Raw genomic sequence first — 24,302 nt, forward strand, 5'->3', positions numbered from 1 at the left:
CGCAAAGCCGTTCCCCGCTCTCTCTTACACCCGATTCTGACTAAAAACCCGGAGACCATGAAGAATGACCACAATTGCCAACATCAAAGCCCGCGAAGTTCTGGATTCCCGCGGTAACCCTACCGTTGAAGCAGACGTTATTCTTAAAGATGGCACTCTTGGCCGTGCTTGTGCACCGTCTGGCGCCTCCACAGGCTCCCGCGAAGCGTTGGAACTGCGTGACGGCGATGCGTCCCGTTACCTGGGTAAAGGCGTGCTCAAGGCCGTTGCTGCCATTAACGGAAAAATCCGCGATGCGCTGATGGGCAAAGACGCTGCCGACCAGCGTGGTCTGGATAACACCATGCTGGAACTGGACGGTACCGAGAACAAAGCCAATCTGGGCGCCAATGCCATTCTTGCGGTGTCACTGGCCGCTGCCAAAGCCGCAGCAGCGTCATTGGGCAAACCGCTGTACGAGCACATTGCCGATATCAACGGAACCTCCGGCAAGTACAGCATGCCGGTGCCAATGATGAACATTCTTAATGGCGGCGAGCACGCTGACAATAACGTCGACATACAGGAATTCATGGTGCAGCCCGTGGCCGCCAAGAGTTTCGCCGACGCTCTGCGCATTGGCGCCGAGATTTTTCACAGCCTGAAAAAAGTGCTACAGGCCCAGGGCCTGAACACCGCAGTGGGTGACGAGGGTGGGTTTGCCCCCAACCTGCCGTCTAACGAAGCTGCGCTGGCCATGATTCAGGAAGCGGTAGAAAAAGCCGGTTACAAGCTGGGCACCGACATTACCCTCGCTCTGGATTGCGCTGCCTCCGAATTCTACAAAGATGGCCATTATGTGCTGGCTGGCGAAGGCAAGAGTTTTGACTCTGCCGGCTTTGCCGATTACCTGGCGGGCCTGGCTGAGCGCTACCCGATAGTGTCGATTGAAGACGGCATGGACGAAAGCGACTGGGACGGCTGGAAAATACTGACCGACAAAATTGGCGACAAGGTACAGTTGGTGGGCGATGACTTGTTTGTCACCAACACCAAAATCCTTAAGCGCGGTATCGACACCGGTGTGGCCAACTCCATTCTGATCAAGTTCAATCAGATTGGCAGTCTGAGCGAAACGCTGGACGCCATCAAGATGGCCCAGGACGCAGGATTTACTGCGGTGATCTCGCACCGTTCGGGTGAAACCGAAGACACCACCATCGCGGATCTGGCGGTTGCCACCTGCGCCGGCCAGATCAAGACCGGCTCTTTGTGCCGTTCTGACCGTGTAGCCAAGTACAATCAGTTGCTGCGCATTGAAGAAGCGCTGGGTGGAAAGGTGGCCTACAACGGTTTGCGTGAGATCAAAGGCCAGGGCTAAATCGTTCAGGTCGGCTCTTTTGCTGGTTGTGGAAATGCAAAGGTCATGGTGCCAAGCTGAAAGGCTAGGCACTATGACCTTTTTTAACAGTCAGTTAGCGGTATTTGTTATTCCGCTTTATAAAGGTCTATACTATTGCTGCTGGGTGTTTTATAAGCACTGGACGCCAACCGTACAATCAACGCTCACTGGCAACCCGGAAACTGTTATGGCCGAGCCGTCTCCAAGCGCTTTTTTTTCGCCCATCAAACTTATCTGGGCCTTCATTATTGTGCTGGTTTTGCTACTGCAGGTACGCTTGTGGATCGGTGAGGGCAGTTTTGCCCAAGTGTGGGCGCTGGAACAGGCCATCGCAGAGCAGCAACAGGGCAATGACACCCTGGCGACTCGCAACGAGCGGTTGTACGCTGAAGTTCGTAATCTGCGCAATGAACAGGGTGCTGTGGAAGAGCGTGCGCGTATCAATCTGGGCCTGATTCGTAATGATGAAACTTTCTTTTTGGTGGTCGACCAATAACCTCAGCGCTTTGCTGCGCAACCACGGAGCTCTGTTCCAAAACCACAGCGTCCCCGCCCATGCCTGAAGCATCCCTTTGGCTGATTGTCCCCGCTGCCGGTGTTGGCCAACGTATGGCGGCTGAATGTCCAAAACAGTATCTGCGCGTTGATGGCGAATACATACTGGATATAACCCTGCGGCGCTTGCTGGCTGCGTTGCCGGCGGCAGGATGTATGGTGCCGTTAAGTTCCACCGACAGTTGGTGGGCCGGTACGAACGCAAGTTCTGACAGCCGAATCGCAACCTGCGCCGGCGGTAACGAACGCGCCAATTCGGTACTGAATGCGTTGCAGGCATTGGCACCAAAGGCTAAAAATGACGATTGGGTGTTGGTACATGACGCGGCTCGCCCCTGTGTGGCGGCTAATGATCTTAAACGGCTGTTAGAAAAAGTGGGTGCCCACAGTGTGGGCGGTATACTGGCTGCACCGGTGACTGACACCCTCAAAATGGCAAGCCCCCGGGCGCCGGATACGGTTACATCAACCGTTGATCGCCGCCATCTGTGGCGCGCGCTAACCCCGCAAGTGTTCCGCTACGGTCTGTTGCGTGACGCTTTACAAAGGGCGCTAAATCAGGGTGTTGCACTAACCGACGAGGCCTCGGCGATGGAGCAGGTCGGGCACGGGCCGCTGTTGGTGGAAGGGCGGCCGGATAATATCAAAATCACCGTGCCTGCGGACTTGGCGCTGGCCGGCTTCATTCTTGGCCAGTTGTAATTGGGTCATCTGAATGGAATTAGTATGCGAATTGGTCAGGGCTTTGATGTTCACGCTTTTTGTGAAGGCGACAGGATTATTCTGGGGGGTGTCAGTATTCCCTATAGTCGTGGTTTGAAGGCTCATTCGGACGGCGACGTGCTGCTGCACGCGTTGGCGGATGCGCTGCTTGGCGCTCTTGCGCTGGGTGATATTGGCCACCTGTTCCCGGACACCAGCGCCGACTGGGCCGGTGCGGATAGTCGTGATCTGCTGCGTCGCGTCATGCATCGGGTTCAGGAACTGAATTACAGCGTGGTGAATGTGGATGCCATCATCATCGCCCAGGCGCCCAAAATGGCGCCTCACGTCAACGCCATGCGTGTGAATATTGCACAAGACCTGAGCATTACCGCCGGTCAGGTCAGTGTGAAAGCCACCACCAGCGAACAGCTGGGTTTCACCGGCCGCGGGGAGGGCATTGCATGCCAGGCGATTTGCCTGCTGCAAGCGCAAAATTCATGAACGATACTCAAAACGACACTACAGATCCGGCGCAAGGCCATAACTGGCGTCTGCAATGGCCATTATCTACCGGCAAGTGCGTGGCCAGTGCCGATTTTAAACACGGTACAGACGACTTCCAGGTTAGTGAAGTTCTGGACAAGGCCAGCATTCAGGGCGAAAACGGCAGCGGCAACGCCGGCGAACACCTATGTTTGCGGTTGCAAAAAACCGGCGACAATACCGAATATGTTGCCCGTGAACTGGCAGCGATGGCCGATTTCCGCCCCTTTGACGTGAGCTTTTGTGGCCTCAAAGATCGCCATGCCGTGACATGGCAGTGGTTCAGCCTTTATCGCCCGGGCCAGAATGACAGCGATGCAGATTTTATCGCCAGGGTCAGCGAATACTGGCCAGTCATAGACAGTTGTCGCAGCGCGAGCAAGCTGCGACGCGGTGATCACAGCGGTAATGGCTTTCGTATTATTCTGCGCAATGTGGATGGCGATCGAGCCGCTATCGATCAGGCACTGGAACGTTTGGCAGAATCTGGCGCGCCCAATTATTTTGGCCCCCAGCGCTTTGGCCATAACGGCGCCAACCTGGACCATGCGCTGTTGTTGAATCCGCGCTCGCTGAATCGCCCCGCCAAGGGCCGTAGCAAAGGCCGGGGTCGTGGCGGCCGTAGCAGTCAGGATTCGAAAAATGTATTGTATTTTTCCGCTGCCCGCTCATGGCTGTTTAATGAAGTGCTGGCCGCGCGCGTCAACAATGGTAGCTGGTGCCAGCCTATGGCTGGCGAGCCGGATGAGCAGAGGGTCACGGGCCCGCTGTGGGGCGATGGTGGTACCCGCGCGACCGGCGAACAGGAGCAGCTTGAGCGCTCGGCGGTGGCCGCCAATCCGCAGTTAGCCGCGCTCTTTGCCAGCACGCGCATGCAGCCGGAGCGCCGGCCCCTGCAGCTGGTGCCGCAAAACCTGAATTGGGAATGGCAAGACAGCACCACGCTGGCAATCGAATTTACGCTGGGCGCTGGCCAGTATGCAACAACGCTGCTGGCAGACGTTTTTGCGTTGCAGGATCTTGCCCTGAGTCGGCTTACCGAATAACAAATCTATGGAGTACAAGGTGCGAATACTGTTATCCAATGATGACGGCGTGCACTCGCCGGGGTTAATTGCCCTTTACGAAGGTCTGCAAGGCCTGGGTGAACTGCACGTGGTGGCCCCTGATCGCGACCACAGCGGCGCCAGTAATTCGCTGACCCTGCAGCGCCCTTTGACGGTAGAAGAGCATCCTAACGGTTTTTACTCGGTAGATGGCACGCCAACGGACTGTGTCCATCTTGCGGTAAACGGTTTGTTTGACCAACCCTTTGATCGGGTCGTGTCGGGCATCAACACCCACGCCAATCTGGGCGACGACATAATTTATTCCGGCACCGTTGCGGCAGCCACCGAAGGCCGCCATTTGGGCCTTCCGGCGATTGCGGTTTCGCTCGTCAATAACGGTCGGTTTCATTACGACACCGCCGCACGGGTGGTTGCCACGCTGCTGAAATTCCACAAACCAATGGACCTTGGGCCGCGGTCCATTCTGAATGTGAATGTACCGGATTTGCCCTGGAGCGAACTGTCCGGATTCCGCGTAACCCGCCTGGGCGACCGTGAACGGGCCGAGGGTGCGGTGTCTGTGACCTGTCCCCGTGGCAAGAAACGCTACTGGATAGGCGCTGCCGGTAACGGCGGTGATGCAGGCCCGGGCACCGACTTTCACGCCATCTCTCAAGGCTACGTGTCTATTACGCCGGTGCATATCGACATGACCCGGCACCAAGTGATGTCTAGCCTGCGTGACTGGGTTGAAGCCCTGGAAGACAGCTCGGGCAAACCGCAATGAGTGCGCACATTCAAGGCATAGGCATGACGTCCAGGCGCACCCGCCTGCGCCTGATCCAGCGCCTGAAAGACAAAGGCATTTCGTCACCACAGGTGTTAGACGCCATAGCCGAGGTTCCACGCCATATTTTTCTCGATGAAGCTTTGGCGCACAGGGCCTATGAAGATACCGCTTTGCCGATTGGCCACAACCAGACCTTGTCACAACCCTATGTTGTTGCCCGTATGACCGAATTGCTATACGCCCACCAACCGAAGAAAGTGTTGGAATTGGGTACTGGCTCTGGCTATCAGACCGCGGTGCTGTGCAATTTGTTTGCCGAGGTGTTCAGCGTTGAACGCATAAAACCACTTCAGGACCGAGCAAGGGAGCGCCTGCGCGATCTAAAGTGTCGCAACGCTGTGCTGCGCCACGCTGATGGCGGTATGGGCTGGCCCGAACGTGGCCCGTACGACGGCATTATTGTAACCGCCGCACCCACCGAGGTGCCCGCCGAGTTGCTGCAACAGCTGGCAGACAACGGTGTTCTGATCTCCCCGGTGGGGGCCGAGCGACAGGTACTGGTTCAAATTGTGCGCCGCGGCGATCGTTTTGAGCGCACGGAATTGGAAGCGGTCAAGTTTGTGCCTTTGTTGGGCGGGGTAGTGCGCTGATGAGCCAAACGTCGCCCATTTTGCGGACTGATGAGAAGAACGCAGCTTTGCGTTCCCAGGGCTTGCCGTCGGTTTTTTTGCGGGGGTTGGCCATGGGCGCGGCCGACATAGTTCCTGGCGTTTCTGGTGGCACCATTGCGTTTATTACCGGCATTTATTTCCGTCTTCTAGCGGCGGTAAATGCAGTGCCTAAAGCGCTTTTGACCGACTTGATTCGGGGTCGCGTTGCCGTTTTCTGGCAAGTCTGCGATGGCAGTTTTTTGTTGACCCTGCTGGGTGGCATTGTGCTCAGCATCGCCACCATGGCATCGGCGATCAGCTATTTATTGACCACCTATCCGATTTTGCTGTGGAGTTTCTTCTTCGGACTGATTTTGGCCTCTGTGTGGCACGTCGGGCGTGAAGTTCGCCAGTATCATTGGCGCCTGGTGCTGCCGTTATTGGCGGGTACGGCCTTTGCATGGTGGATAACCAGCTTGCCGGCTATGGCCGCCGAGCCTTCGGCGCTCATGTTTCTGTTTGCTGGAGCCATCGCCATTTGTGCGATGATTCTACCGGGCATTTCCGGCAGTTTTATTTTGGTCATTCTGGGTATGTACGTGCCAGTGCTCAGCGCTATAAAGGGCTTTGACGTTGCGTTGTTGTTGCTGTTTGTTGGCGGCTGTGCGGCGGGTCTTTTTTCCATTGCCCGTGTGATTACCTGGGCCTTTGACCGTTTTCACGACAGTGTTCTGGCACTGTTGATCGGATTTATGCTGGGCGCGCTGAACAAGGTCTGGCCCTGGAAAGAAACTCTGAGTTGGCGGATCAACAGCGCCGGAGAGCAGGTGCCCGTGCACGAGGTCAGCATTAGCCCGGCGTTGTTTGCTGAACTGACCGACCTGAATCCACTTGTTTTCCAGGCTTTACTGATGGCCGTGGCGGGCATTCTGCTAGTGCTGGTGGTGGAGTGGTTGGGGCTGCGTTTTGCCGGGCGTAAACGCTCCTAAATGTTACGAAATGTAAGAGACACTGCTCCCCCGGGTAACATGAGTGCCCGTAAAGCCTGTTGTGCCAGTTAGAAAAATCATCGCAACAATAGTGGCTTACAGCGAATATCCCGAAACTACTTAGACACCGGCGCGGGCTTGCATTATTGTTGAGCTGAATTTTTCATAACCGCATCGGTACCTATGTCGTGATTTCCCAGCCCCGCTTTTTTTTCAACTATCCAGTCGCAGCTCTGTTGTGGCTGACGTTGATGCTGGGCGGTTGCAATACGGCGGCGCTGTATCAGGACGACATTTATAACCCCCCGGTGTATTGGGGCCAGCACATGGTCAAGTCCGGGGAAACGCTGTACGGCATTGCCTGGCGCTATGGTCGCGATTATCGGGAGTTGGGTAACGCAAATGGTCTGCGAGCACCTTGGACCATTCTACCGGGCCAGGTGTTGCGTCTTGACAAGCGTGGCCGAGCGCCCACTACAGCGGTTGCAGGGGCTGGCGCCAAGCGCAGCGCAGCGACAGTAACGAGCAGCAGCGCCCGAGTCGCCAAGCCGACCAGACAACCTGTGATTACCCGAAAGCCTGACACAAGCGCACCTTTGGCGTCGCAGACCCAGACCGTTGCCGATATAAAATGGCGGTGGCCTCACTCTGGCACTGTAATTGCTAACTTTTCAGCATCCGGAAAAGTCAACAAAGGGATTGATATTGCCGGAAAATCCGGCGACTCTGTACGGGCTGCGGCTGGCGGAAGTGTGGTCTACGCAGGCAGTGGTTTACTGGGTTATGGCAATCTTGTGATTGTTAATCACAGCGAGCAGTATCTCAGCGCTTACGGGCACAATCGTAAAATACTGGTCAAAGAAGGGGAGAACGTTCAGGCGGGTCAGATAATTGCCGAATTGGGCAGCAGCGGCGCAGAGTGGCCAATGTTGCATTTTGAAATACGAAAAAATGGCAACCCAGTAAATCCAGCATATTATTTACCAGCGCGGTAGACTAGGTAACACTACGTAAAAAAACGTATACGCACATAAAATAATAATGAAACAACAGCGGCCAGGGTGGCCATGAATAGATGTCCTGAATACGACCACGAATAGAACGGCACGCCCGACCTAATAAACAAAACACGGGCGCTGTCCAGGATCATTTAGAGGCGGGGCAAACAGAATGTCACAATATCAGGAAGACTTGATTGTCGATCGCGTCGAGCAGTCCGAAGACGCTGAAAAGAAGAAACTAAAATCCGGGGATACAGCCTCACCGCGCAAGGTTGCCACCAAAACAACCGCGAAACCTGCTAGTCGTCCGGCGAGCAGTCGTTATTACAGCAGTAGCAAACAGCTGGATGCCACACAGCTTTACCTCAACGAAATAGGCTTTTCGCCGCTGCTTACCCCTGAAGAGGAAGTGTATTTTGCACGCCTGGCCCGAAAAGGCGAGGACTCAGGTCGTAAACGCATGATTGAAAGCAACTTGCGGTTGGTTGTAAAAATCGCCCGGCGCTATGTGAATCGCGGTTTGACTCTGTTGGATCTGATTGAAGAAGGTAACCTTGGTTTGATTCGCGCGGTTGAGAAGTTTGACCCAGAACGCGGGTTTCGCTTCTCTACCTATGCCACCTGGTGGATTCGCCAAACCATCGAACGCGGCATTATGAACCAGACCCGCACTATTCGCTTGCCCATTCACGTGGTGAAAGAACTCAACCTGTATCTGCGGGCGGCCCGCGAGTTGACCCAGCAACTAGACCACGAACCCACAGCTGAAGAAATTGCCCGCAAGGTCGACAAACCGGTCAAAGATGTTAAGCGTATGCTCGGGTTGAACGAGCGCGTTGCTTCTATGGACACGCCCATTGGTGCCGGCGGTGAAAAATCCCTTCTGGATACGGTAGCCGACGAGGGCGCATCAGACCCCGCCGATGTGCTGCAGGACAACAACATTTCGGTTTGCCTTCAACAGTGGATTGACCAACTTAGCGAGAAACAGCAGGAAGTGCTGGCTCGCCGATTTGGCTTGCGTGGCTATCCTGTTAGTACGCTGGAAGAAGTTGGGCAGGAAATCGGTCTGACCCGAGAACGAGTGCGCCAGATTCAGGTGGAAGCTTTGCGTAGGCTGCGCGAGATATTGGGAAAAGAAGGACTTACTGGAAATCTTTTATTCCAGTAGCCGTCAGGGCTGCCAGCGCCGCTCGCGTGTTGGCAGCCGAGCCTGATCGGGCATCAGGCATCATATATAGTCGCGTTTATCCTTGAACTCGCACAAATCTTCAATAAGACAGGCACCGCACCGGGGCTTACGGGCGATGCAGGTATAGCGCCCGTGCAGAATAAGCCAGTGATGGGCATCCAGCAAAAATTCCTGCGGTACCAGGCGTATCAGACGCTTTTCCACTTCCAGCACGTTCTTGCCCGGAGCAATACCGGTACGGTTAGATACTCGGAATATGTGGGTATCTACGGCCATGGCGATTTGACCAAAGGCGGTGTTCAGCACCACATTGGCGGTTTTGCGGCCAACACCGGGTAATGCTTCCAGTTCTTCCCGGGTTCGCGGTACTTGGCTTGCGTGGCGGTCGATCAGCGCGCGGCAGGTTTTTATCACGTTTTCGGCTTTGCTGTTAAACAGGCCAATGGTTTTTATGTATTCTTTAAGGCCATATACTCCCAGGGCAAAAATGGCCTCCGGGGTGTTCGCCACCGGATACAGTTTGCTGGTGGCTTTGTTCACGCCCACATCGGTGGCCTGCGCCGACAGAATGACCGCAATCAGCAATTCAAAATCGGAGCTGTAGCTCAGTTCGGTAACCGGCTTGGGATTTTCTTCCCGTAAACGGCTGAAAATTTCTGTGCGTTTCTGTTTGTTCATAACCGTCATTCAATAAAGTGGGTGTGTCAGGCAAGGTAGCGCCTGCAATCGATCATTCGTTGTTCGTCAGTTTTTATCAGGAAAGGCTGCCAGTAACTCGCACCCGTTTACTGCCGGCGCTGACCGTTTCAACTTGCGCAGCTTTGCGTTTTTCTTCAATGCGACTGTCAATCACATTTTTCAGTGCGATCAGCAGGCCCAGGCCCATAAACGCTCCGGGTGGCAGCATCATAAACAGCATGTTGGGGTAATCTGCAAACGGGCGCAGTGTCCACTCGGCGGCCACGGGCCCCAGTAGGAGGTGCATGTCCGCGAACAGCGTGCCTTGGCCGATCAGTTCGCGCATGGCGCCCAGCACCACCAGAACCGCCAAGAAGCCCAGCCCCATCATGGCACCGTCGAGCAGCGCGAGCCCTGGAGGGTTGCGTGATGCAAAGGCGTCGGCGCGGCCCAGAATGGCGCAGTTGGTCACAATCAACGGGATGAAAATGCCCAGAATCTGATACAGCTCGTAAGTGTATGCCTGCATCAGCAGTTCGGCGCAGGTTACAAACGAGGCGATGATCATCACAAACGCCGGCAGGCGAACAGATTCGTTTACAAAGTTCCGTATCAGCGATACCGCCAGATTCGAACCCATCAATACCAGCAGTGTGGCCAGGCCCAGCCCCAGTGCGTTCACCACTGTGCTGGTTACGGCCAGCAAAGGGCACAGCCCCAGCACCTGCACTAGTGCAGGGTTATTGCTCCAAAGACCGTCGCGAATAATCTCGCGTGATGTTTTTGTTGCCATGGCAATTAGTGCTCCGGCTCGGAAAAATGACTGGCAACGGCATTGCGTTGCTTGCGGTTGCCACGCTCGACGGGCAAACCCAGGCTCTGGCGAATTTCGGCTTGGTGTTTGCGCACATACACCAGGGTTTTGTGAACCGCTTTGACCACTGCCCGGGGGGTAATGGTGGCCCCGGTAAACTGGTCAAACTCGCCGCCGTTCTTTTTTACATTCCACTGTTTGCCCGGCGTATTAGCCAGTGAGTGGCCGTTAAACTGGTAAACCCAATCCGATTTTCGGGTTTCTATGCGATCCCCCAGCCCTGGTGTTTCATGGTGGCCAGTCACCCGTACACCCAATAACTCGCCAGACGGAGTAATGCCCACTAACAGGTTGATGTCACCGGAATAGCCGTCGGTGGCCGTGACCGGAATGATAAAACCCACCAGGTCGCTCTGCTGTCGGGCTACCCAGGCGCTGGGCGCTTCACCGCTGTTAAGAACAGCAGCGTCTGGCAGGCTTATGGTGTCATTTAGCATGTCATTGCTATGGGCGCTTTCGGGAATGATTTCGAACAGCGCAGCGGCTTCGGCCCGTGCCGCCTGCTCGGCAATACGCTCCTTGGTGACTGCCTGGGTCAGGGCGATGGTGCCACCGGTTATCACCGCGAAAAGGCCAAGGCCGATGGCGCTGCGGCTTATGGATTGAGCCATGGTTGCCATAAAGTCAGTCCTGCTTCCGGGTGGGTAAACCGCGCCGGGCCTTGTGATGACCGTAGGTACGTGGTGGTGTGTAGTAGTCAATAAACGGCACAGCAAAGTTCATTAGCAACACGCTGAAAGCTACGGCGTCTGGATAGTTGCCCCAGCTGCGTATCAGATAAACCAATGCGCCAATGCCCACCGCATAAATCAGTTTGCCTTGGTGGCTGGTGGCTGCCGACACCGGATCGGTGGCGATGAAGAATGCCCCCAGCATGGTGCCACCGGCCAGCAGATGCAGCGAAAGCGGTGCATATTGGTCGGCGTTGGTGCCAAACAGCAGGCTCATGGCTACCAGCCCACCCAAAAAACCGACGGGTATGTGCCAGCTGATAATACGCAGCGCCAACAACACCAGGCCGCCTGCCAGGAAAGCTGCGTTCACCCATTCCCAGCCGCGAGCAACAAAGTTGCCAAACGTGGGGTGAATCGTAATTTCCGCGGCGGTGTGGCTGCCTACCTTGTGTTTGTATTCGTCCAGCGGGGTGGCCATGGTCCAGCCGTCAACGGCGGTTTGCTGGCCCGAGGCGATGGCGCTGAGGGTTTCGCCAAACCCGGGTGCGTCCTGCCATAGACCGACCGGTGCGGCCCAGTTGGTGGTCATCGCCAGCGGAAATGAAATCAGCACCAGGGCGTAACCCACCATAGCCGGATTGAACGGATTGGAACCCAGGCCGCCGTAAAGCTGTTTGGCCACCACAATGGCGCTGAAAACCGCTACCGCAGACACCCACCAGGGCGCAAATTGCGGCAGCGATAGGCCCAGCAACAGGCCGGTTACAGCCGCGGTGTTGTCTTTCAGGAAAAACCCGACGGGCTTGCTCCGCCATTTTAGAATGGCGGCTTCAGTAGCCAGCGCCAGCGCGATGCACCAGACCACGTTGATCAGATTACCCCAGCCAAAAAACACCGTTTGCGCCAGCAGCCCCGGTACCGCGGCGATAATTACCCACAGCATTACCCGCGAAGTAGGGCGAGCCCGGTGGGCGTGGGGGGAAGACTGTTGCACAAGCGCCATGATGTTACAGCCTGTTTTTTAATAGTTTAATAGTTTAATCGTTTGACCGGCTTAGCGCCGGTTCGGCGTTGCGATTGGCGGGCACGGCCTGCTGTTGGGCATCATCAATCGCCCGCTGTGCGCGCCTGACCCGCTCGATATTCTTGTCAACGGCGCGTTCGAGCTTGTCGACGTTGGGCGCTTGGCCGCTGCGAGCGTCTTCCAGCATGCTCTGCATTTTTTCCAGTTTGGCTTGGGCCTGAGTCAGCTGCTGTTCCAGTTCTTCTACGCTTGGCGCCGTCTCGGCCGCAGGAGTTTTGTCTGCATTTTCGGGTGCGAATGTTTCAGACGGCGCTGCTTCTTCAGAGAGCTGTGTTGAGGGCTCGGTGCGCTCAGCGCTAGCTGCCGCGGTTTTGGCTTTTTTACGGGCCAGAGCTTGCTCTACCAGGGCAGATTTGCCTGCACGCTCGTCGGTTACCGTGCCGTCTTGAGCCCTCGTCTGGGCGTCGGCTGTTTTCTGTTCCTGAGCTTTGGCGGCGGCCAACGCCCGGTCTTTGCGGCGCTGATCTTTTTCCTGCTGTTCACGATCAAGGCGCTGCTGGCGAGCTTCAAAGCGCACGCGGGCACGGTCGGATTTTTGCTGTTCGGCGCGTTGCAGGCGAATTTCGCCTTTGGCAAAGCGGTAATACTGCACCAGAGGAATGGAACTCGGGCACACGTACGAGCAGGCGCCGCATTCGATGCAGTCAAACAGATTCAGATGTTCGGCTTTTTCAAACTCTGTGGCTTTGGCGTGCCAGAACAACTGCTGGGGCAAAAGCTCCATCGGGCAGGCTTCGGCGCACTGGCCGCAGCGAATGCACGGCTGTTCCGGCGCCGGCGCGGGCAGTTCACTGGCGCTGGCGGCAATCACGCAGTTGCTGGGTTTTATCAGCGGGATGTCCGTGTTCGGCAGCGTATAGCCCATCATCGGGCCGCCGAGTACCAGGCGCGACATGCGCTGTTTATCAACACCGGCGCAGGTCAGTAAATGGCTGGTGGGGGTGCCAACCAAGACTTCAAAGTTGCCGGGTTCGGCCAAGGCTTCGCCGGTGGCCGTCATCACGCGAGAAATCAGTGGTTTGCCTTGCAAGATAGCATCGGCAACGGCTACCGCGGTACCAATGTTCTGGCACATCACGCCGATATCCGCCGGTATGCCACCGCTGGGTACTTCTTGGCCGGTCAGAATCTGGATCAGCTGTTTTTCACCACCGGACGGATAGATGGTGGGAATCACCGCAATTTCGGTTTTGCTGCCCTCTGCGGCCTGCCGCAAAGCGGCAATGGCTTCGGGTTTGTTTTCTTCGATGCCGATCACCACCCGTGCCGGGCGCAGCAGCCAGGCCATTATGCGCAGACCGGCCATCACCTGGTCTGCTTTCTCGCGCATGGTCATGTCGTCGGCGGTAATGTAGGGCTCGCACTCGGCGCCGTTGAGAATCAAGGTGTCGACTTTGCGGTCTACAGACGGCCGTAGTTTGATGTTGGTTGGAAAACCGGCGCCGCCCAGGCCCACGATGCCGGCCTGACGAATCAGCGCCAGCACTTGGTCGCGCTCTAGCTTGCGATATTCTGGCTGCGGCACCAGCTCGCACCAGCGCTCCTCGCCATCCGGTATCAGCACCACGCAGGTGTCGCTCATACCCGACGGGTGCGGCACGGGCTCCAGGGAAATACGCTCAACGATGCCTGACGTGGGCGCGTGTACTGGTACGCCCATGCCGTTGCCTACCTGGGCGATGACTTCACCTTTCAGCACCTTTTGCCCAGGCTCGACAATACAGCGCGCAGGCTCGCCAATGTGCTGTTGCAACGGCAGTATCAATTTCGCGGGTAAGCCCGCGGGGCGGATGGGCCGACTGTTGGATTGGCTTTTATTTTCTGGCGGGTGTACGCCGCCGCCAAAGTTCCACAGCTGGGTCATAACAGGCTCGCTTCGCGGGTTTCTGCCTGGCTGTCGGTGGCAATCACGCGGGCATCGGTAGCGCTGGGCACTTCATTTGGTGCCTTATCCAGTACCACAGGCGGTGCCCAGGTCCAGCTGCGGATGTCCGGTTCGATGACGATTATGTCGATACAGTCAACCGGGCAGGGCTCCACGCACAAATCACAGCCGGTGCATTCGCTTTCTATCACTGTGTGCATGTGTTTGGCGGCGCCCAGAATGGCGTCTACGGGGCAGGCCTGGATGCACTTGGTGCAGCCAATGCATTCGTCTTCGCGAATCACGGCTACCCGCTTGGCTTGGGCAGCGCCGTGTTCGGCGTCCAGAGGTTGGGGTTCTACGTCTAGCAGGTCGGCCAGGGCGTTGATGGTGGCTTCACCGCCCGGCGGGCACTTGTTGATGGCTTCGCCGTTGTTGATGGCTTCAGCATAGGGTCGGCAGCCGGGAAAACCACACTGGCCGCACTGGGTTTGCGGCAAAAGCGCGTCTATCTGATCGACCAGCGGGTTACCTTCTACCTTGAAACGCTCGGCAGCAAAGCCCAGCAGGGCCCCAAACACGGCGGCCAGGCCTAGTAAAACGGCAACTGCGATGATGATACCTGTCCACATAAGCCAAGGACTCCGTTACACGCTGACCAGGCCGGTAAAACCTAAAAACGCCAGGGCCATGAGCCCTGCGGTCACCATACCGATGGCTGCGCCGCGAAAGGCAACGGGCACATCGGATACCGCGATGCGCTCGCGCATGGCGGCAAAAAAAATCAGCACCAGGGAAAACCCAAGTGCGGCACCAAACCCATAAAGCAACGATTCGACGAAATTGTTGTTGCGGTTCAGGTTTAGCAGGGCCACACCCAACACCGCACAGTTAGTGGTAATCAGCGGCAGAAAAATGCCCAGCACACGGTACAGCAGGGGGCTGGTTTTGCGCACCACCATTTCGGTGAACTGCACCACCACCGCTATCACCAAAATGAAGGTGATGGTTTTCAAAAACGCCAGATTCAAAGGCTCTAGTAAATAGGTGTACGCCAGATAGCTGCACACCGACGACAATGTCAGCACAAAGGTGGTCGCAAGCGACATGCCCATGGCGGTTTCCAGTTTGCCGGACACCCCCATAAACGGGCACAGGCCCAAAAATTGAACCAGCACGAAGTTGTTGACCAGTATGGTACTGACCAGTATGAGCAGGTACTCGGTCATATTTTTTCGGGCCTCGCTGGCTGCTCACAATTTAGGGCTTACTACTTAATAGCACTTACATTATCCGCATGCCGGGTGTAGCACCGGAGTCTGGTGACAGAATAAAGATGTCTTTGCCGCCAGGGCCGGCTGCCAGCACCATGCCTTCGGACAGGCCGAATTTCATTTTGCGGGCTTTCAGGTTGGCGACCATCACGGTTAAACGGCCTTCCAGTTCTTCGGGCGCGTAGGCTGACTTAATACCAGCAAACACGTTGCGTTCGCCATGTCCCACGTCAAGTGTCAGGCGTAACAGCTTGTCGGCGCCCTGTACGTGCTCGGCTTTGATGATTTTGACCACCCGCAGGTCCACCTTGGCGAAGTCGTCAAACTCGATTTCCGGGCTAATGGGCTCCAGTGGTGTTTTCGGCGCGGCTTCTGCCGGCGCTTCAGCCGCCGGCAGCTGTTCTTTCGAGGCATCGAGCATTTTTTCGATCTGTGCCATGTCCACCCGGCTCATCAGCGGCTGAAACGTGTTGATGCCGTGATCCTGCAGCAGCTCGGCGCGGTTGTTCCAATCCAGCTTGGCGTTCAGGAAAGCTTCCGAGGCGTCAGCGGTTTTTGGCAGTACCGGCGCAAGGTAGGTCATCAACAGGCGGAACATGTTCAGCGCGTTGGTGCAGATGGCTTGAAGCTTCTCGTCTTCGCCTTCCTGCTTGGCCACTACCCAGGGTTGTTCGTCGTTGACGTACTGATTGGCAATATCCGCCAACTCCATGATTCGGCGCATGGCGCGGCCGAACTCGCGGTTTTCGTAGTAACCGGCCAGCTCTTCGCCGGCGTTGATGAATTCGTTGAGCTTGTCGATCTCGGTGACTTGACCCAGCTTGCCGTCAAAGCGCTTGCTGATAAAGCCGGCGCTGCGGCTGGCTATGTTAACCACCTTGCCCACCAGATCCGAGTTTACCCGGGCGGCAAAATCGTCCAGGTTCAAATCCATGTCATCAACGCCGCCGGTGAGTTTGGCCGCAAAGTAATAGCGCAGGTACTCCGGATTCAGGAAGTCCAGATAGGTGCGGGCCATGATAAAGGTGCCGCGGGATTTGGACATTTTTTTGCCATTAACGGTCACAAAACCGTGCGCCCACACCGCGGTGGGCGTGCGGAAACCGGTGTCGTGCAGAATGGCCGGCCAGAACAGGGCGTGGAAATTGATAATGTCCTTGCCGATGAAGTGGTACACCTCGGCGGTGGAGTCGGCTTTCCAGAAGTGTTCGAAATCGATGCCTTCGCGGACGCACAGGTTTTTGAAGCTGGCTAGATAGCCGATGGGTGCGTCCAGCCACACATAAAAATATTTGCCCGGCGCGTCTGGCACTTCAAAACCGAAGTAGGGCGCGTCACGGCTGATGTCCCAGTCGTGCAGACCAGCGTCCAGCCATTCAGCCAGTTTGTTGGCTACCTGCGGTTGCAGGGTACCGCTGCGAGTCCATTTGGCCAGGAAGTCGGCAAAATCCGGCAGTTTGAAGAAAAAGTGCTCGGATTCTTTTTCGATGGGTGTGGCGCCTGACACCGCCGAACGAGGGTTGATCAGCTCGGTGGGTGAGTAGGTGGCACCACAGGCTTCGCAGTTATCGCCGTATTGGTCGTCGGTTTTACACTTGGGGCAAGTACCCTTAATAAACCGGTCGGCCAGAAACATGTTTTTTTCAGGGTCGAACGATTGGGTAATCGTGCGAGTCGCAATGTGCCCGTTCTGCTGCAGTTGACGGTAGATAAACTCTGAAAACTGGCGGTTCTCGTCAGAATGGGTGGTGTAGTAATTGTCAAAGCGGATCAGGAAGTCGCCAAAGTCTTGCTGATGTTCTTGGCAGATGCGGTCAATCAACTGTTCGGGGGTAATACCTTCCCGCTCGGCGCGGAGCATAATGGCGGTGCCGTGAGCATCGTCGGCGCAAACGTAATAACAAGTATGGCCGCGCAGTTTCTGGTAGCGCGCCCATATATCGGTCTGGATGTATTCCAGCAAATGGCCCAGGTGGATGGGGCCGTTGGCATAGGGCAGGGCGCTGGTGACCAGAATGTCCCGTTTTTGCTTCGCACTCGCTTGCGTCATGGTTGAGCTTGAACCTTTGCTGGAATTGAATGTAGGCCGCGAATCGACAAAACACCCCCGCGCGGATTTGCGCACGGAACGCGAGTATCCTGTATGGCCAGAATTGGGTACAAATGATACCTTCCACGCAGAATTTTTTCATCCGAAACCCCGTTTAAGTGCCGCATTACTGGCTTGAACTCTTTCTGTGCTGCCCCTAAACTCTCCCGGAGTGATGTTATGACCACGATTTCCCGCCAGGCCCTGGAAGCAGTCATTCGCGAATACCGCGATCCGTACCGCGGTGAATCTGGCTCTGGCGCTGCAGGAGCAAAAGTACTTCATTCCCATTGAAGCCCACGGTGGCGGCAGAGCCGGACTCGGAAGTGGCGCGGCGCTATTTCCAGCGTGTCGGTCACCGGCCATTGGAATTCGCACTAAAACCGGCCAACAGTTAAACTGTCGCCCTTTATAACTCCGGGATATGAGAAACCAGCATGAGCATTAAACCCGACAAGTGGATTCGCCGCATGGCGCAGCAACACAGCATGATCGAGCCCTTTGAGCCCGGCCAGGTGCGTGAATCGGAAAAGGGCCGGGTCATTTCCTACGGTACCTCCAGCTATGGCTACGACGTGCGTTGCAGCAACGAGTTCAAAATCTTCACCAACGTGCATTCCGCCACGGTAGACCCGAAGAATTTTGACGAAAACAGCTTTGTTAACATTACCAGCGACGTCTGTATTATCCCGCCCAACTCGTTTGCGCTGGCGCGTACTGTGGAATATTTTCGCATTCCCCGCAGTGTGCTGACCATCTGCCTGGGCAAGTCCACTTATGCCCGCTGCGGCATTATTGTCAACGTCACTCCGCTGGAGCCAGAGTGGGAAGGCCAGGTGACATTGGAGTTTTCCAACACCACCAACTTGCCGGCAAAAATTTACGCCAACGAAGGGGTGGCGCAGATGCTGTTTTTCGAGGCTGACGAAGTGTGTGAGACCAGCTATAAAGACCGGGGCGGCAAGTACTTGGGCCAAACCGGCGTAACGCTGCCGCGCACATGAACGCCAATCAGTTTTTGAAAGCAGTACAGCAGCTACAGGGCTGGCGCGAATGCGCGTTTTTGCTATCGCTGGCCGAGCGGGCGTTTCCCAATTACGCCCTGTTTGCCGACGCCATGGAACTGAAAACCGGCGCCAAAATGCGCCAGATTCTGGATGCCGGTTGGAATCTGTTAAAGCCAGAGGCCATAGAGACTGCCATTCCCCAGTGGCTGCGCAAGCTGGAAGCACTGTCTCCGGACGTTGAGGATTACGACGCCTACGGCGTTTACCCCGCGTATGATTTCTGTCAGTTGCTGGAGCAGGCGCTGTTGAACCGGCTGAATCCTGGCAAGCATAGGGCGACAGAGGCTTCACAGCTTGCCACGGCCACCGTGATGAGTTTTGTTGAGGTTTCGGAAGCCGAAGAACTAAGCGAAGACGAGCTGGTGCGCCTGCTGGACCAGCATCCTCTGATGAAAGAGGATAAGTTGTTCCAGCGTGATTTGGTGTTGGAGCTTAAGCGCCAGCGTGTGCCGCGGCAGGAATTTATCGACACCCTGCGGCAGCGCGCGGAAAATGAAGGTGTTAGCAATCTGGGCATTTCACTGTCCGATTAACATTGACTGAATAACCTTGACCGAATAAAACCGCTCAACCAACGCTGTTCAATTAACGGACGGGATCTGATGAAACTCTCTGCGTTTGGCCAGAAATTTACGGCGGATGCCGGTATTACCTCGTTGATGGACGATCTCGGTAATGCCATGGCCTCGGGTGATGACCTGATCATGATGGGCGGCGGCAACCCCGGCCATATTCCTGAGATACAGCAGCGGGTTCGGGAGATTCTTGTTCAGATCAGCCAGAGTGACGCCGATATGCGTCGCCTGGTGGGCGTTTATGATCCTCCTCAGGGCGAAAAGCAGTTTATCGCGGCGTTGGCTGAACTGTTGAGTCGTGAGTATGGTTGGGACCTGACCAGCGAGAACATTGCGCTCACCAACGGCAGCCAGTCAGCATTTTTTATGCTGTTCAATATGTTCGGTGGTGACTACGGCGATGGCGTGCACAAACACATTCTGTTGCCGCTGGCACCGGAGTACATCGGGTACGCCGACGCAGGCATAGACGCGGATCTGTTTCACGCGGTGCAGCCTGACATTTCCTTCACGGACGCCCACGAGTTCAAATACCGAATCGACTTTGACGCGGTAGAGGTGACCGGCGAAACCGGCGCTATTTGTGTGTCCAGGCCAACCAATCCCACCGGCAACGTGATCACCGACGACGAGCTGGCGCAATTGGAAATCTTGGCGCGGCGCCAAAACATCCCGCTGATTGTGGATGGTGCCTACGGCACGCCGTTTCCCAGCCTGTTGTTTACCGAAGCCAAACCAATCTGGAACGAACAGATCATTCTGTGCCTGAGCCTGTCCAAGCTAGGTTTGCCTGCGGCCCGCACCGGTATCGTGATTGCTGCGGCACCTACCATCAAGGCGCTGGCGGGCATTAATGCGATCATGAATCTGGCTACCGGGAGCTTTGGTGCCATGCTGGCGGAGCCGTTGGTGCGCTCGGGGGAGATCTTGACCCTAAGCCGTGACGTGGTATGCCCGTTCTACAAGGCCAAAATGCAGCGCGCCGTGGCAGCGTTCACCGGGGCCATGGACGATGCGCCTTGCCGCTGGTATATCCACAAACCCGAGGGCGCGATGTTCCTGTGGCTGTGGTTTCCGGATTTACCGATTACCAGCCTGGAACTGTATCAGCGCTTGAAGCTTCGCGGTGTGCTGGTGGTGTCTGGCCATTACTTTTTCCCGGGGCTGCCTGAGGACGGCTGGAAACATCGCAACGAGTGTCTTCGGGTAACCTACTCCCAGGACGACGAACGGGTTGCAGAAGGGCTGCGAATTATTGCCGAAGAAGTTAAAGCGGTATGGGTAGAAGCTGAAGCTGCGGACTGATGCCCGCAGCCCAGGCCCATATTAGAGCTGTTTTATGCTTTTCAGGTTGAGCTCGTAGCGGCTGCCATCAGGCTCGGTTTGCAGCAATTGCACCAACATGTGGTCGAATTTCGGGGCGAACCACATCAGTGTCTCCCGCTTGGCGCCTTCGCCCCTCAGTTTTTCCACCGTCAGAGCGTTCATCTCGCCTTGAGGTGTTTCGATCGGCCCCTCGTTAATAACTGCAAACTTTTCCTTGTCCAGCCGGCCGTGGCGTACGTAGCGGTACTCCATTTCCCGTTTTCCGGCCTTGATGTCTTGGTGCAACTGCAACTGATAGCCCAGTGGGTCCAGCAGGCCGGGGCTAAGGACGACTTCGAATGCTTTATCCTTATAGCGGCCGGTCGCAAGATTTTGCTGCCAGTCAAAGTCGATGGTTTCTTCGCGGTCGCGAATCAGCAAACCTGAGAGCTTATAGCGGTAGCGCAAAGGAATGACCTGACCGTCCTGCCACTTTAGAACCACCGATTCTTCAATATCGGCTACAAACGATTTTACCGAGGTGCGATAAAGCCAAACGCCGTTATTCTGGTCACTAAGAATGCGCCTTGCGCTGCCGCTCAAGGTAATGCCCTGCTCGATAGAGGCAGAAAAAGAAGCTTCAAAAGGCGCTAATCTGGGCGTGTCCGAAGGCTCGCCACCCACTTCAGCTAGCACAGGTGCAATAAAGACAATCAGGCCCAACCGCAAGGCCAAGCTGAGCAGCAGGGGTAAACCCGGAAAAGCGGATCCAACCAGGAATTTTTTCTGCATGACAGCCTCATCAAACACAGCGTTCGGGCGATTAGTTTGCCGGCAATACCACTGGCTGGGGAAGCGCCTGGCCATCAAACAAAACCCGTTCAGCCCCCAGTTGCACACGGCCTTCACAGCACCAACGCACCACAATTGGATAAAGCACATGCTCCTGAGTTTGCACCTTCTGCGCCAGGGTTTCAGCGCTATCGTCCGGGCCCACTGTAATCTGGGCCTGGGCAATAATCGGCCCGCCATCCAGTTCTTCGGTGACAAAGTGCACAGATACACCGTGCACTTTGTCACCGGCGTCCAGTGCGCGCTGGTGGGTATTCAGGCCAGTGTATTTTGGCAGCAGCGAGGGGTGAATGTTCAGTAGTTGGCCGCGGAGCGCGCGGACAAAACCCTCGGTCAGGATGCGCATGAAACCGGCCAGCACAATCAGGTCCGGGTTGTGGCGGCGGATTTCCTGCATCAGAGCGCCGTCGAATTCATCGCGACTGCCATAGCGACCGTGTTCAATCACAAAGGTCGGAATGTTTGTATGGGCCGCCTTCGCCAGCGCTGGCGCCTTGGCCTGATTACTGCCAACCGCCACTATGTCGGCGGGGTAGTCGCGCTCACGGCTGGCTTCAATCAGCGCCTGCAGGTTGCTGCCCTCGCCTGACACCAGAATCAGAATCTTGGGGCGCGGTGACGGATCCGCTTTCATATCGCCAGCAGTCCCGGCTGGTAGCGTACAACGCTGTCGGCCTGGCGATCCGCGCCGGCTTCAATAGTACCAAGATGCCACGCCGTTTCGCCCATGGCATTGAGTGTATCCAGCGTCAGCGACAGTTGGTCCTGTGGAACGCATAGCACCATGCCAATGCCGCAGTTAAACGTGCGGTACATTTCTTCAGTGGCCACGCCGCCGGCGTCTTTTAGCCATTGAAACACCGGCGGTAGCTGCCAGCTGGCGGTATCAATTGCGGCCACGGTGCCCTTGGGCAATACGCGGGGTATGTTCTCGGGCAGGCCACCGCCGGTAATGTGTGACAGAGCACGTACGTCTATGTCGCGAATCAGCTTTAGCAGGTTTTTTACATAGATGCGTGTCGGGGCCATCAGGGCCTCGGCCAAGGTGGTATCGCCTATTGGCTGGTTCAGATCGGCGTTGCTGACTTCCAGAATTTTGCGGATCAGTGAATAACCGTTGGAGTGGGGGCCGGAAGAGCCGATCGCCAGCAGGGCATCACCCAGGCGCACGCGGCTGCCGTCAATAATATCAGCGCGCTCGGCTATGCCAACGCAGAATCCGGCAAGGTCGTAGTCGTCACCTTCGTACATGCCCGGCATCTCGGCGGTTTCGCCACCCACCAGCGCGCAGCCGGCCAGCTCGCAGCCTTCGCCAATGCCTTCAACCACGCTGGCAGCGACTTCTACGTTCAGTTTGCCGGTGGCGTAGTAGTCCAGGAAGAACAGGGGCTCGGCGCCACCCACAATCAGGTCGTTCACGCACATGGCAACCAGGTCGATGCCGATGGTGTCGTGTTTTTGTAACTGCATGGCCAGGCGCAATTTTGTGCCTACGCCGTCGGTGCCAGACACCAGTACAGGCTCTTTATAGCCAGCAGGAATGGCAACCATGGCGCCAAACCCACCCAGGCCACCCAGCACTTCCGGGCGACGGGTGCGTGCCGCTGTCGCTTTAATGCGGTTGACGAGTTCATTGCCGGCGTCAATATCAACGCCTGCGTCGCGGTAAGTCAAAGAGGGCTTGTGTTCGCTCATGGAGGTGTAAACCGTTGGCCAGTGGGTCAAGGCGCGGATTTTAGCAGGTGCAGTGAAGGGTACCAACCGTAATTGCCACGATTCCGCCTCAAAGCTGCTGGGGCGCAGCGCTACTCAGGCCCGGGGGCTTGGTGTATCCTGTCCGACATCCATGCAATTGCCGGGTTTTTACATGCGTGCATTTCAAAAGAGCGACAGGCCTGAATTTCAAAAAATCTATATGCCTGACTTTCAAAGATCCATCGAATTCAAGTTATTGTCCGAGTCTTGCTGCAGTCTCGTAGTCAGCGCCCTGGCCCGTGTCAGGCAGTCCGCTGCGCGCTGGGCATTGGCGGCGATGTTGCTGCTGGCGGCTCAGGCTCAGGCAGTAACCGTCAACAATCTGTATTCTGCCAACGTGGCTCTGCAAGGCTCCGGGCCAGAGGCGTTATCGGCGTCTTATGGCGCAGGGCTGCGTGAGGTGCTGGTGCGTGTTGCCGGCAGCCGTGGAGTATTAGAGCGCGAAGGTGTCGATGGTGTGCTTGGCACGGCCGAGTCCATGCTGACGTCTTACCAGGTTTTAAATGCAGGTGCTGAAAGCCGGGTACAGATGAGCTTTGGCGCGGTAGCAGTCACTCAGGCGCTGGCCTCAATTCAGGCGCCGGTGTGGGGTGCCAACCGGCCACTGACATTGGCCTGGGTTGCGCTTGAAGAAAATGGTGTGAGGGCATTGATTACCGATACCGGCCCTCTTGACGGTGCCAGCGCCGATTTCCGCTCCGGTCTTGAAAACGCATCGCGGGTCCGCGGCTTGCCGCTGGTGTTACCGGTTGCGGGGGCGGCAGGTAATCGCGAGTTGCTGTCGGATATCTGGGGCCAGTTTGTTAGCCGTGTACGCAGCGCTTCCAATGATGTTGGTCGTGATGTGATGGCGCTGGTGCGGGTTAGTCGTAGCGGTGATCAGTGGCGCGCGGGTTGGGTGATGGACGGCTTCAGTTCTGATAGCCCTGGCGAACAGGCGGTGAATGCAGACTCGCCGGCGGCTCTGGCGCAGGCCCTCATCGATCGCTGGACTGAACTTTATGTTAGCCGTTATGGGGCAAGCGGAGGCGAGGCTGGTAAACAACCTACGGTGGATTTAGTACTGCAGGGCGTGACTAAATTGGCTGACTACGCCAAAATAACCCGAGCCCTGGCGCAGATTAATGCTGTTGAAAATGTCGTACCTGTTGAAGTGAAGGGCAGTGAGCTGATCATGCGCCTGACATTTTCTGGTGAGTTGGATCAGCTGCGTGACCACATCACGCTGGATTCCCGCTTGGTGTCGCAGCCAGCAGCGGCCGGACCGTCTGAGGAACAGGCTTTGCAGGCGCTGTATCCGGTTCTGATCTATCGCTGGCAGCCTTCACCGGTCCCGGCGGTGGTGCGTTAAGGTCG

At 56.4% G+C, this 24,302-nt stretch carries 25 protein-coding genes; 14 read left to right on the forward strand and 11 right to left on the reverse strand.

The window, feature by feature from the left end; genetic code table 11:
- The first annotated feature begins 64 nt into the window (after positions 1-64).
- The 10 genes from eno (at position 65) to rpoS (ending at position 8,834) form a co-directional block, all read left to right on the forward strand.
- The gene (gene eno / locus A3OI_RS0106340) at positions 65-1,360 is read left to right on the forward strand and encodes a phosphopyruvate hydratase (protein ID WP_018403463.1); all 1,296 of its coding nucleotides are present in this window, start codon (positions 65-67) and stop codon (positions 1,358-1,360) included.
- 208 nt (positions 1,361-1,568) lie between these two features.
- Positions 1,569-1,877 carry a septum formation initiator family protein gene (locus A3OI_RS0106345; protein ID WP_040474953.1) on the forward strand — a complete coding sequence of 103 codons (309 nt, stop codon included), beginning with the start codon at positions 1,569-1,571 and terminating at the stop codon, positions 1,875-1,877.
- 59 nt (positions 1,878-1,936) lie between these two features.
- Positions 1,937-2,638, forward strand: coding sequence for a 2-C-methyl-D-erythritol 4-phosphate cytidylyltransferase (ispD, locus tag A3OI_RS0106350; RefSeq protein WP_018403465.1), 702 nt, complete (start codon positions 1,937-1,939; stop codon positions 2,636-2,638).
- Positions 2,639-2,662: 24 nt separating this feature from the next.
- Complete coding sequence (ispF, locus tag A3OI_RS0106355) at positions 2,663-3,142, forward strand: 2-C-methyl-D-erythritol 2,4-cyclodiphosphate synthase (RefSeq protein WP_018403466.1); 480 nt, start codon at positions 2,663-2,665, stop codon at positions 3,140-3,142.
- Entirely contained in the window at positions 3,139-4,230 is a 1,092-nt protein-coding gene (gene truD / locus A3OI_RS0106360; RefSeq protein WP_018403467.1) for a tRNA pseudouridine(13) synthase TruD, read from the forward strand. The genes ispF and truD overlap by 4 nt, the downstream gene beginning before the upstream one ends.
- Positions 4,231-4,249: 19 nt before the next feature.
- On the forward strand, positions 4,250-5,020 hold the full coding sequence (gene surE, locus A3OI_RS0106365; RefSeq protein ID WP_026224036.1) for a 5'/3'-nucleotidase SurE: 771 nt from the start codon (positions 4,250-4,252) through the stop codon (positions 5,018-5,020).
- Complete coding sequence (locus tag A3OI_RS0106370) at positions 5,017-5,673, forward strand: protein-L-isoaspartate(D-aspartate) O-methyltransferase (protein ID WP_018403469.1); 657 nt, start codon at positions 5,017-5,019, stop codon at positions 5,671-5,673. The genes surE and A3OI_RS0106370 overlap by 4 nt, the downstream gene beginning before the upstream one ends.
- The gene (locus A3OI_RS0106375) at positions 5,673-6,662 is read left to right on the forward strand and encodes a DUF368 domain-containing protein (protein WP_018403470.1); all 990 of its coding nucleotides are present in this window, start codon (positions 5,673-5,675) and stop codon (positions 6,660-6,662) included. The genes A3OI_RS0106370 and A3OI_RS0106375 overlap by 1 nt, the downstream gene beginning before the upstream one ends.
- Positions 6,663-6,850: 188 nt before the next feature.
- Positions 6,851-7,657, forward strand: a complete 807-nt coding sequence (locus tag A3OI_RS0106380) for a peptidoglycan DD-metalloendopeptidase family protein (protein ID WP_018403471.1) — start codon at positions 6,851-6,853, stop codon at positions 7,655-7,657.
- Between the two features lie 175 nt (positions 7,658-7,832).
- Positions 7,833-8,834 carry an RNA polymerase sigma factor RpoS gene (rpoS, locus tag A3OI_RS0106385; protein ID WP_018403472.1) on the forward strand — a complete coding sequence of 334 codons (1,002 nt, stop codon included), beginning with the start codon at positions 7,833-7,835 and terminating at the stop codon, positions 8,832-8,834.
- 60 nt (positions 8,835-8,894) lie between these two features.
- Here rpoS and nth read toward each other — a convergent pair whose 3' ends face one another.
- The 8 genes from nth to metG form a co-directional block, all read right to left on the reverse strand.
- Positions 8,895-9,533 carry an endonuclease III gene (gene nth / locus A3OI_RS0106390; protein WP_026224037.1) on the reverse strand — a complete coding sequence of 213 codons (639 nt, stop codon included), beginning with the start codon at positions 9,531-9,533 and terminating at the stop codon, positions 8,895-8,897.
- 76 nt (positions 9,534-9,609) lie between these two features.
- Positions 9,610-10,326: an electron transport complex subunit E gene (locus A3OI_RS0106395; RefSeq protein WP_007351238.1), complete on the reverse strand. Its 717-nt coding sequence runs from the start codon at positions 10,324-10,326 to the stop codon at positions 9,610-9,612.
- Positions 10,327-10,331: 5 nt separating this feature from the next.
- Positions 10,332-11,027 carry an electron transport complex subunit RsxG gene (gene rsxG, locus A3OI_RS0106400; protein ID WP_018403474.1) on the reverse strand — a complete coding sequence of 232 codons (696 nt, stop codon included), beginning with the start codon at positions 11,025-11,027 and terminating at the stop codon, positions 10,332-10,334.
- A gap of 4 nt (positions 11,028-11,031) precedes the next feature.
- Positions 11,032-12,084 carry an electron transport complex subunit RsxD gene (gene rsxD / locus A3OI_RS0106405; RefSeq protein WP_018403475.1) on the reverse strand — a complete coding sequence of 351 codons (1,053 nt, stop codon included), beginning with the start codon at positions 12,082-12,084 and terminating at the stop codon, positions 11,032-11,034.
- Positions 12,085-12,118: 34 nt separating this feature from the next.
- The gene (gene rsxC / locus A3OI_RS0106410) at positions 12,119-14,029 is read right to left on the reverse strand and encodes an electron transport complex subunit RsxC (RefSeq protein WP_018403476.1); all 1,911 of its coding nucleotides are present in this window, start codon (positions 14,027-14,029) and stop codon (positions 12,119-12,121) included.
- Positions 14,026-14,661 (reverse strand): electron transport complex subunit RsxB, encoded by a 636-nt coding sequence (gene rsxB, locus A3OI_RS0106415; protein ID WP_018403477.1) that lies wholly within the window; start codon positions 14,659-14,661, stop codon positions 14,026-14,028. Before rsxB ends, rsxC begins: the two co-directional genes overlap by 4 nt.
- A 15-nt stretch (positions 14,662-14,676) precedes the next feature.
- Positions 14,677-15,258 carry an electron transport complex subunit RsxA gene (gene rsxA / locus A3OI_RS0106420; protein WP_018403478.1) on the reverse strand — a complete coding sequence of 194 codons (582 nt, stop codon included), beginning with the start codon at positions 15,256-15,258 and terminating at the stop codon, positions 14,677-14,679.
- Between the two features lie 55 nt (positions 15,259-15,313).
- Positions 15,314-17,353: a methionine--tRNA ligase gene (metG, locus tag A3OI_RS0106425; RefSeq protein ID WP_018403479.1), complete on the reverse strand. Its 2,040-nt coding sequence runs from the start codon at positions 17,351-17,353 to the stop codon at positions 15,314-15,316.
- Positions 17,354-17,829: 476 nt separating this feature from the next.
- Between metG and dcd the strand changes: the two genes are divergently transcribed.
- The 3 genes from dcd to A3OI_RS0106450 all read left to right on the forward strand — a co-directional run bounded on the left by dcd (position 17,830) and on the right by A3OI_RS0106450 (position 20,339).
- The gene (dcd, locus tag A3OI_RS0106440) at positions 17,830-18,396 is read left to right on the forward strand and encodes a dCTP deaminase (RefSeq protein WP_018403482.1); all 567 of its coding nucleotides are present in this window, start codon (positions 17,830-17,832) and stop codon (positions 18,394-18,396) included.
- Positions 18,393-18,992 carry a YjaG family protein gene (locus A3OI_RS0106445; protein WP_018403483.1) on the forward strand — a complete coding sequence of 200 codons (600 nt, stop codon included), beginning with the start codon at positions 18,393-18,395 and terminating at the stop codon, positions 18,990-18,992. Before dcd ends, A3OI_RS0106445 begins: the two co-directional genes overlap by 4 nt.
- Positions 18,993-19,061: 69 nt before the next feature.
- Positions 19,062-20,339 (forward strand): valine--pyruvate transaminase, encoded by a 1,278-nt coding sequence (locus tag A3OI_RS0106450; protein WP_018403484.1) that lies wholly within the window; start codon positions 19,062-19,064, stop codon positions 20,337-20,339.
- Positions 20,340-20,360: 21 nt separating this feature from the next.
- Here A3OI_RS0106450 and A3OI_RS0106455 read toward each other — a convergent pair whose 3' ends face one another.
- Genes A3OI_RS0106455 through purM form a run of 3 tightly spaced genes read right to left on the reverse strand, consistent with a single transcriptional unit; the run spans position 20,361 to position 22,886 of the window.
- Positions 20,361-21,131, reverse strand: a complete 771-nt coding sequence (locus A3OI_RS0106455) for a DUF3108 domain-containing protein (protein WP_018403485.1) — start codon at positions 21,129-21,131, stop codon at positions 20,361-20,363.
- Between the two features lie 31 nt (positions 21,132-21,162).
- Entirely contained in the window at positions 21,163-21,825 is a 663-nt protein-coding gene (gene purN / locus A3OI_RS0106460) for a phosphoribosylglycinamide formyltransferase (RefSeq protein ID WP_018403486.1), read from the reverse strand.
- Positions 21,822-22,886 carry a phosphoribosylformylglycinamidine cyclo-ligase gene (purM, locus tag A3OI_RS0106465; protein ID WP_018403487.1) on the reverse strand — a complete coding sequence of 355 codons (1,065 nt, stop codon included), beginning with the start codon at positions 22,884-22,886 and terminating at the stop codon, positions 21,822-21,824. Before purM ends, purN begins: the two co-directional genes overlap by 4 nt.
- Positions 22,887-23,058: 172 nt before the next feature.
- On the opposite strand from purM, the gene A3OI_RS0106470 reads away from it, so the two are divergent.
- Complete coding sequence (locus A3OI_RS0106470; RefSeq protein WP_228702912.1) at positions 23,059-24,297, forward strand: DUF2066 domain-containing protein; 1,239 nt, start codon at positions 23,059-23,061, stop codon at positions 24,295-24,297.
- Positions 24,298-24,302: the final 5 nt, after the last annotated feature.

This window comes from Marinobacter gelidimuriae (genome assembly GCF_000372805.1).
GTDB classification, from domain to species: domain Bacteria; phylum Pseudomonadota; class Gammaproteobacteria; order Pseudomonadales; family Oleiphilaceae; genus Marinobacter; species Marinobacter gelidimuriae.

Coding starts and splice junctions, on each gene's coding strand:
- rsxG (WP_018403474.1), bottom strand. CDS start 11,027: ATGGCAACCATGGCTCAATCCATAAGCCGCAGCGCCATCGGCCTTGGC.
- metG (WP_018403479.1), bottom strand. CDS start 17,353: ATGACGCAAGCGAGTGCGAAGCAAAAACGGGACATTCTGGTCACCAGC.
- A3OI_RS0106375 (WP_018403470.1), top strand. CDS start 5,673: ATGAGCCAAACGTCGCCCATTTTGCGGACTGATGAGAAGAACGCAGCT.
- rsxD (WP_018403475.1), bottom strand. CDS start 12,084: ATGGCGCTTGTGCAACAGTCTTCCCCCCACGCCCACCGGGCTCGCCCT.
- dcd (WP_018403482.1), top strand. CDS start 17,830: ATGAGCATTAAACCCGACAAGTGGATTCGCCGCATGGCGCAGCAACAC.
- purN (WP_018403486.1), bottom strand. CDS start 21,825: ATGAAAGCGGATCCGTCACCGCGCCCCAAGATTCTGATTCTGGTGTCA.
- A3OI_RS0106395 (WP_007351238.1), bottom strand. CDS start 10,326: ATGGCAACAAAAACATCACGCGAGATTATTCGCGACGGTCTTTGGAGC.
- eno (WP_018403463.1), top strand. CDS start 65: ATGACCACAATTGCCAACATCAAAGCCCGCGAAGTTCTGGATTCCCGC.
- A3OI_RS0106445 (WP_018403483.1), top strand. CDS start 18,393: ATGAACGCCAATCAGTTTTTGAAAGCAGTACAGCAGCTACAGGGCTGG.
- rsxC (WP_018403476.1), bottom strand. CDS start 14,029: ATGACCCAGCTGTGGAACTTTGGCGGCGGCGTACACCCGCCAGAAAAT.
- A3OI_RS0106450 (WP_018403484.1), top strand. CDS start 19,062: ATGAAACTCTCTGCGTTTGGCCAGAAATTTACGGCGGATGCCGGTATT.
- A3OI_RS0106345 (WP_040474953.1), top strand. CDS start 1,569: ATGGCCGAGCCGTCTCCAAGCGCTTTTTTTTCGCCCATCAAACTTATC.
- rsxB (WP_018403477.1), bottom strand. CDS start 14,661: ATGTGGACAGGTATCATCATCGCAGTTGCCGTTTTACTAGGCCTGGCC.
- A3OI_RS0106455 (WP_018403485.1), bottom strand. CDS start 21,131: ATGCAGAAAAAATTCCTGGTTGGATCCGCTTTTCCGGGTTTACCCCTG.
- truD (WP_018403467.1), top strand. CDS start 3,139: ATGAACGATACTCAAAACGACACTACAGATCCGGCGCAAGGCCATAAC.
- purM (WP_018403487.1), bottom strand. CDS start 22,886: ATGAGCGAACACAAGCCCTCTTTGACTTACCGCGACGCAGGCGTTGAT.
- A3OI_RS0106470 (WP_228702912.1), top strand. CDS start 23,059: ATGCGTGCATTTCAAAAGAGCGACAGGCCTGAATTTCAAAAAATCTAT.
- ispD (WP_018403465.1), top strand. CDS start 1,937: ATGCCTGAAGCATCCCTTTGGCTGATTGTCCCCGCTGCCGGTGTTGGC.
- ispF (WP_018403466.1), top strand. CDS start 2,663: ATGCGAATTGGTCAGGGCTTTGATGTTCACGCTTTTTGTGAAGGCGAC.
- A3OI_RS0106370 (WP_018403469.1), top strand. CDS start 5,017: ATGAGTGCGCACATTCAAGGCATAGGCATGACGTCCAGGCGCACCCGC.
- rsxA (WP_018403478.1), bottom strand. CDS start 15,258: ATGACCGAGTACCTGCTCATACTGGTCAGTACCATACTGGTCAACAAC.
- rpoS (WP_018403472.1), top strand. CDS start 7,833: ATGTCACAATATCAGGAAGACTTGATTGTCGATCGCGTCGAGCAGTCC.
- nth (WP_026224037.1), bottom strand. CDS start 9,533: ATGAACAAACAGAAACGCACAGAAATTTTCAGCCGTTTACGGGAAGAA.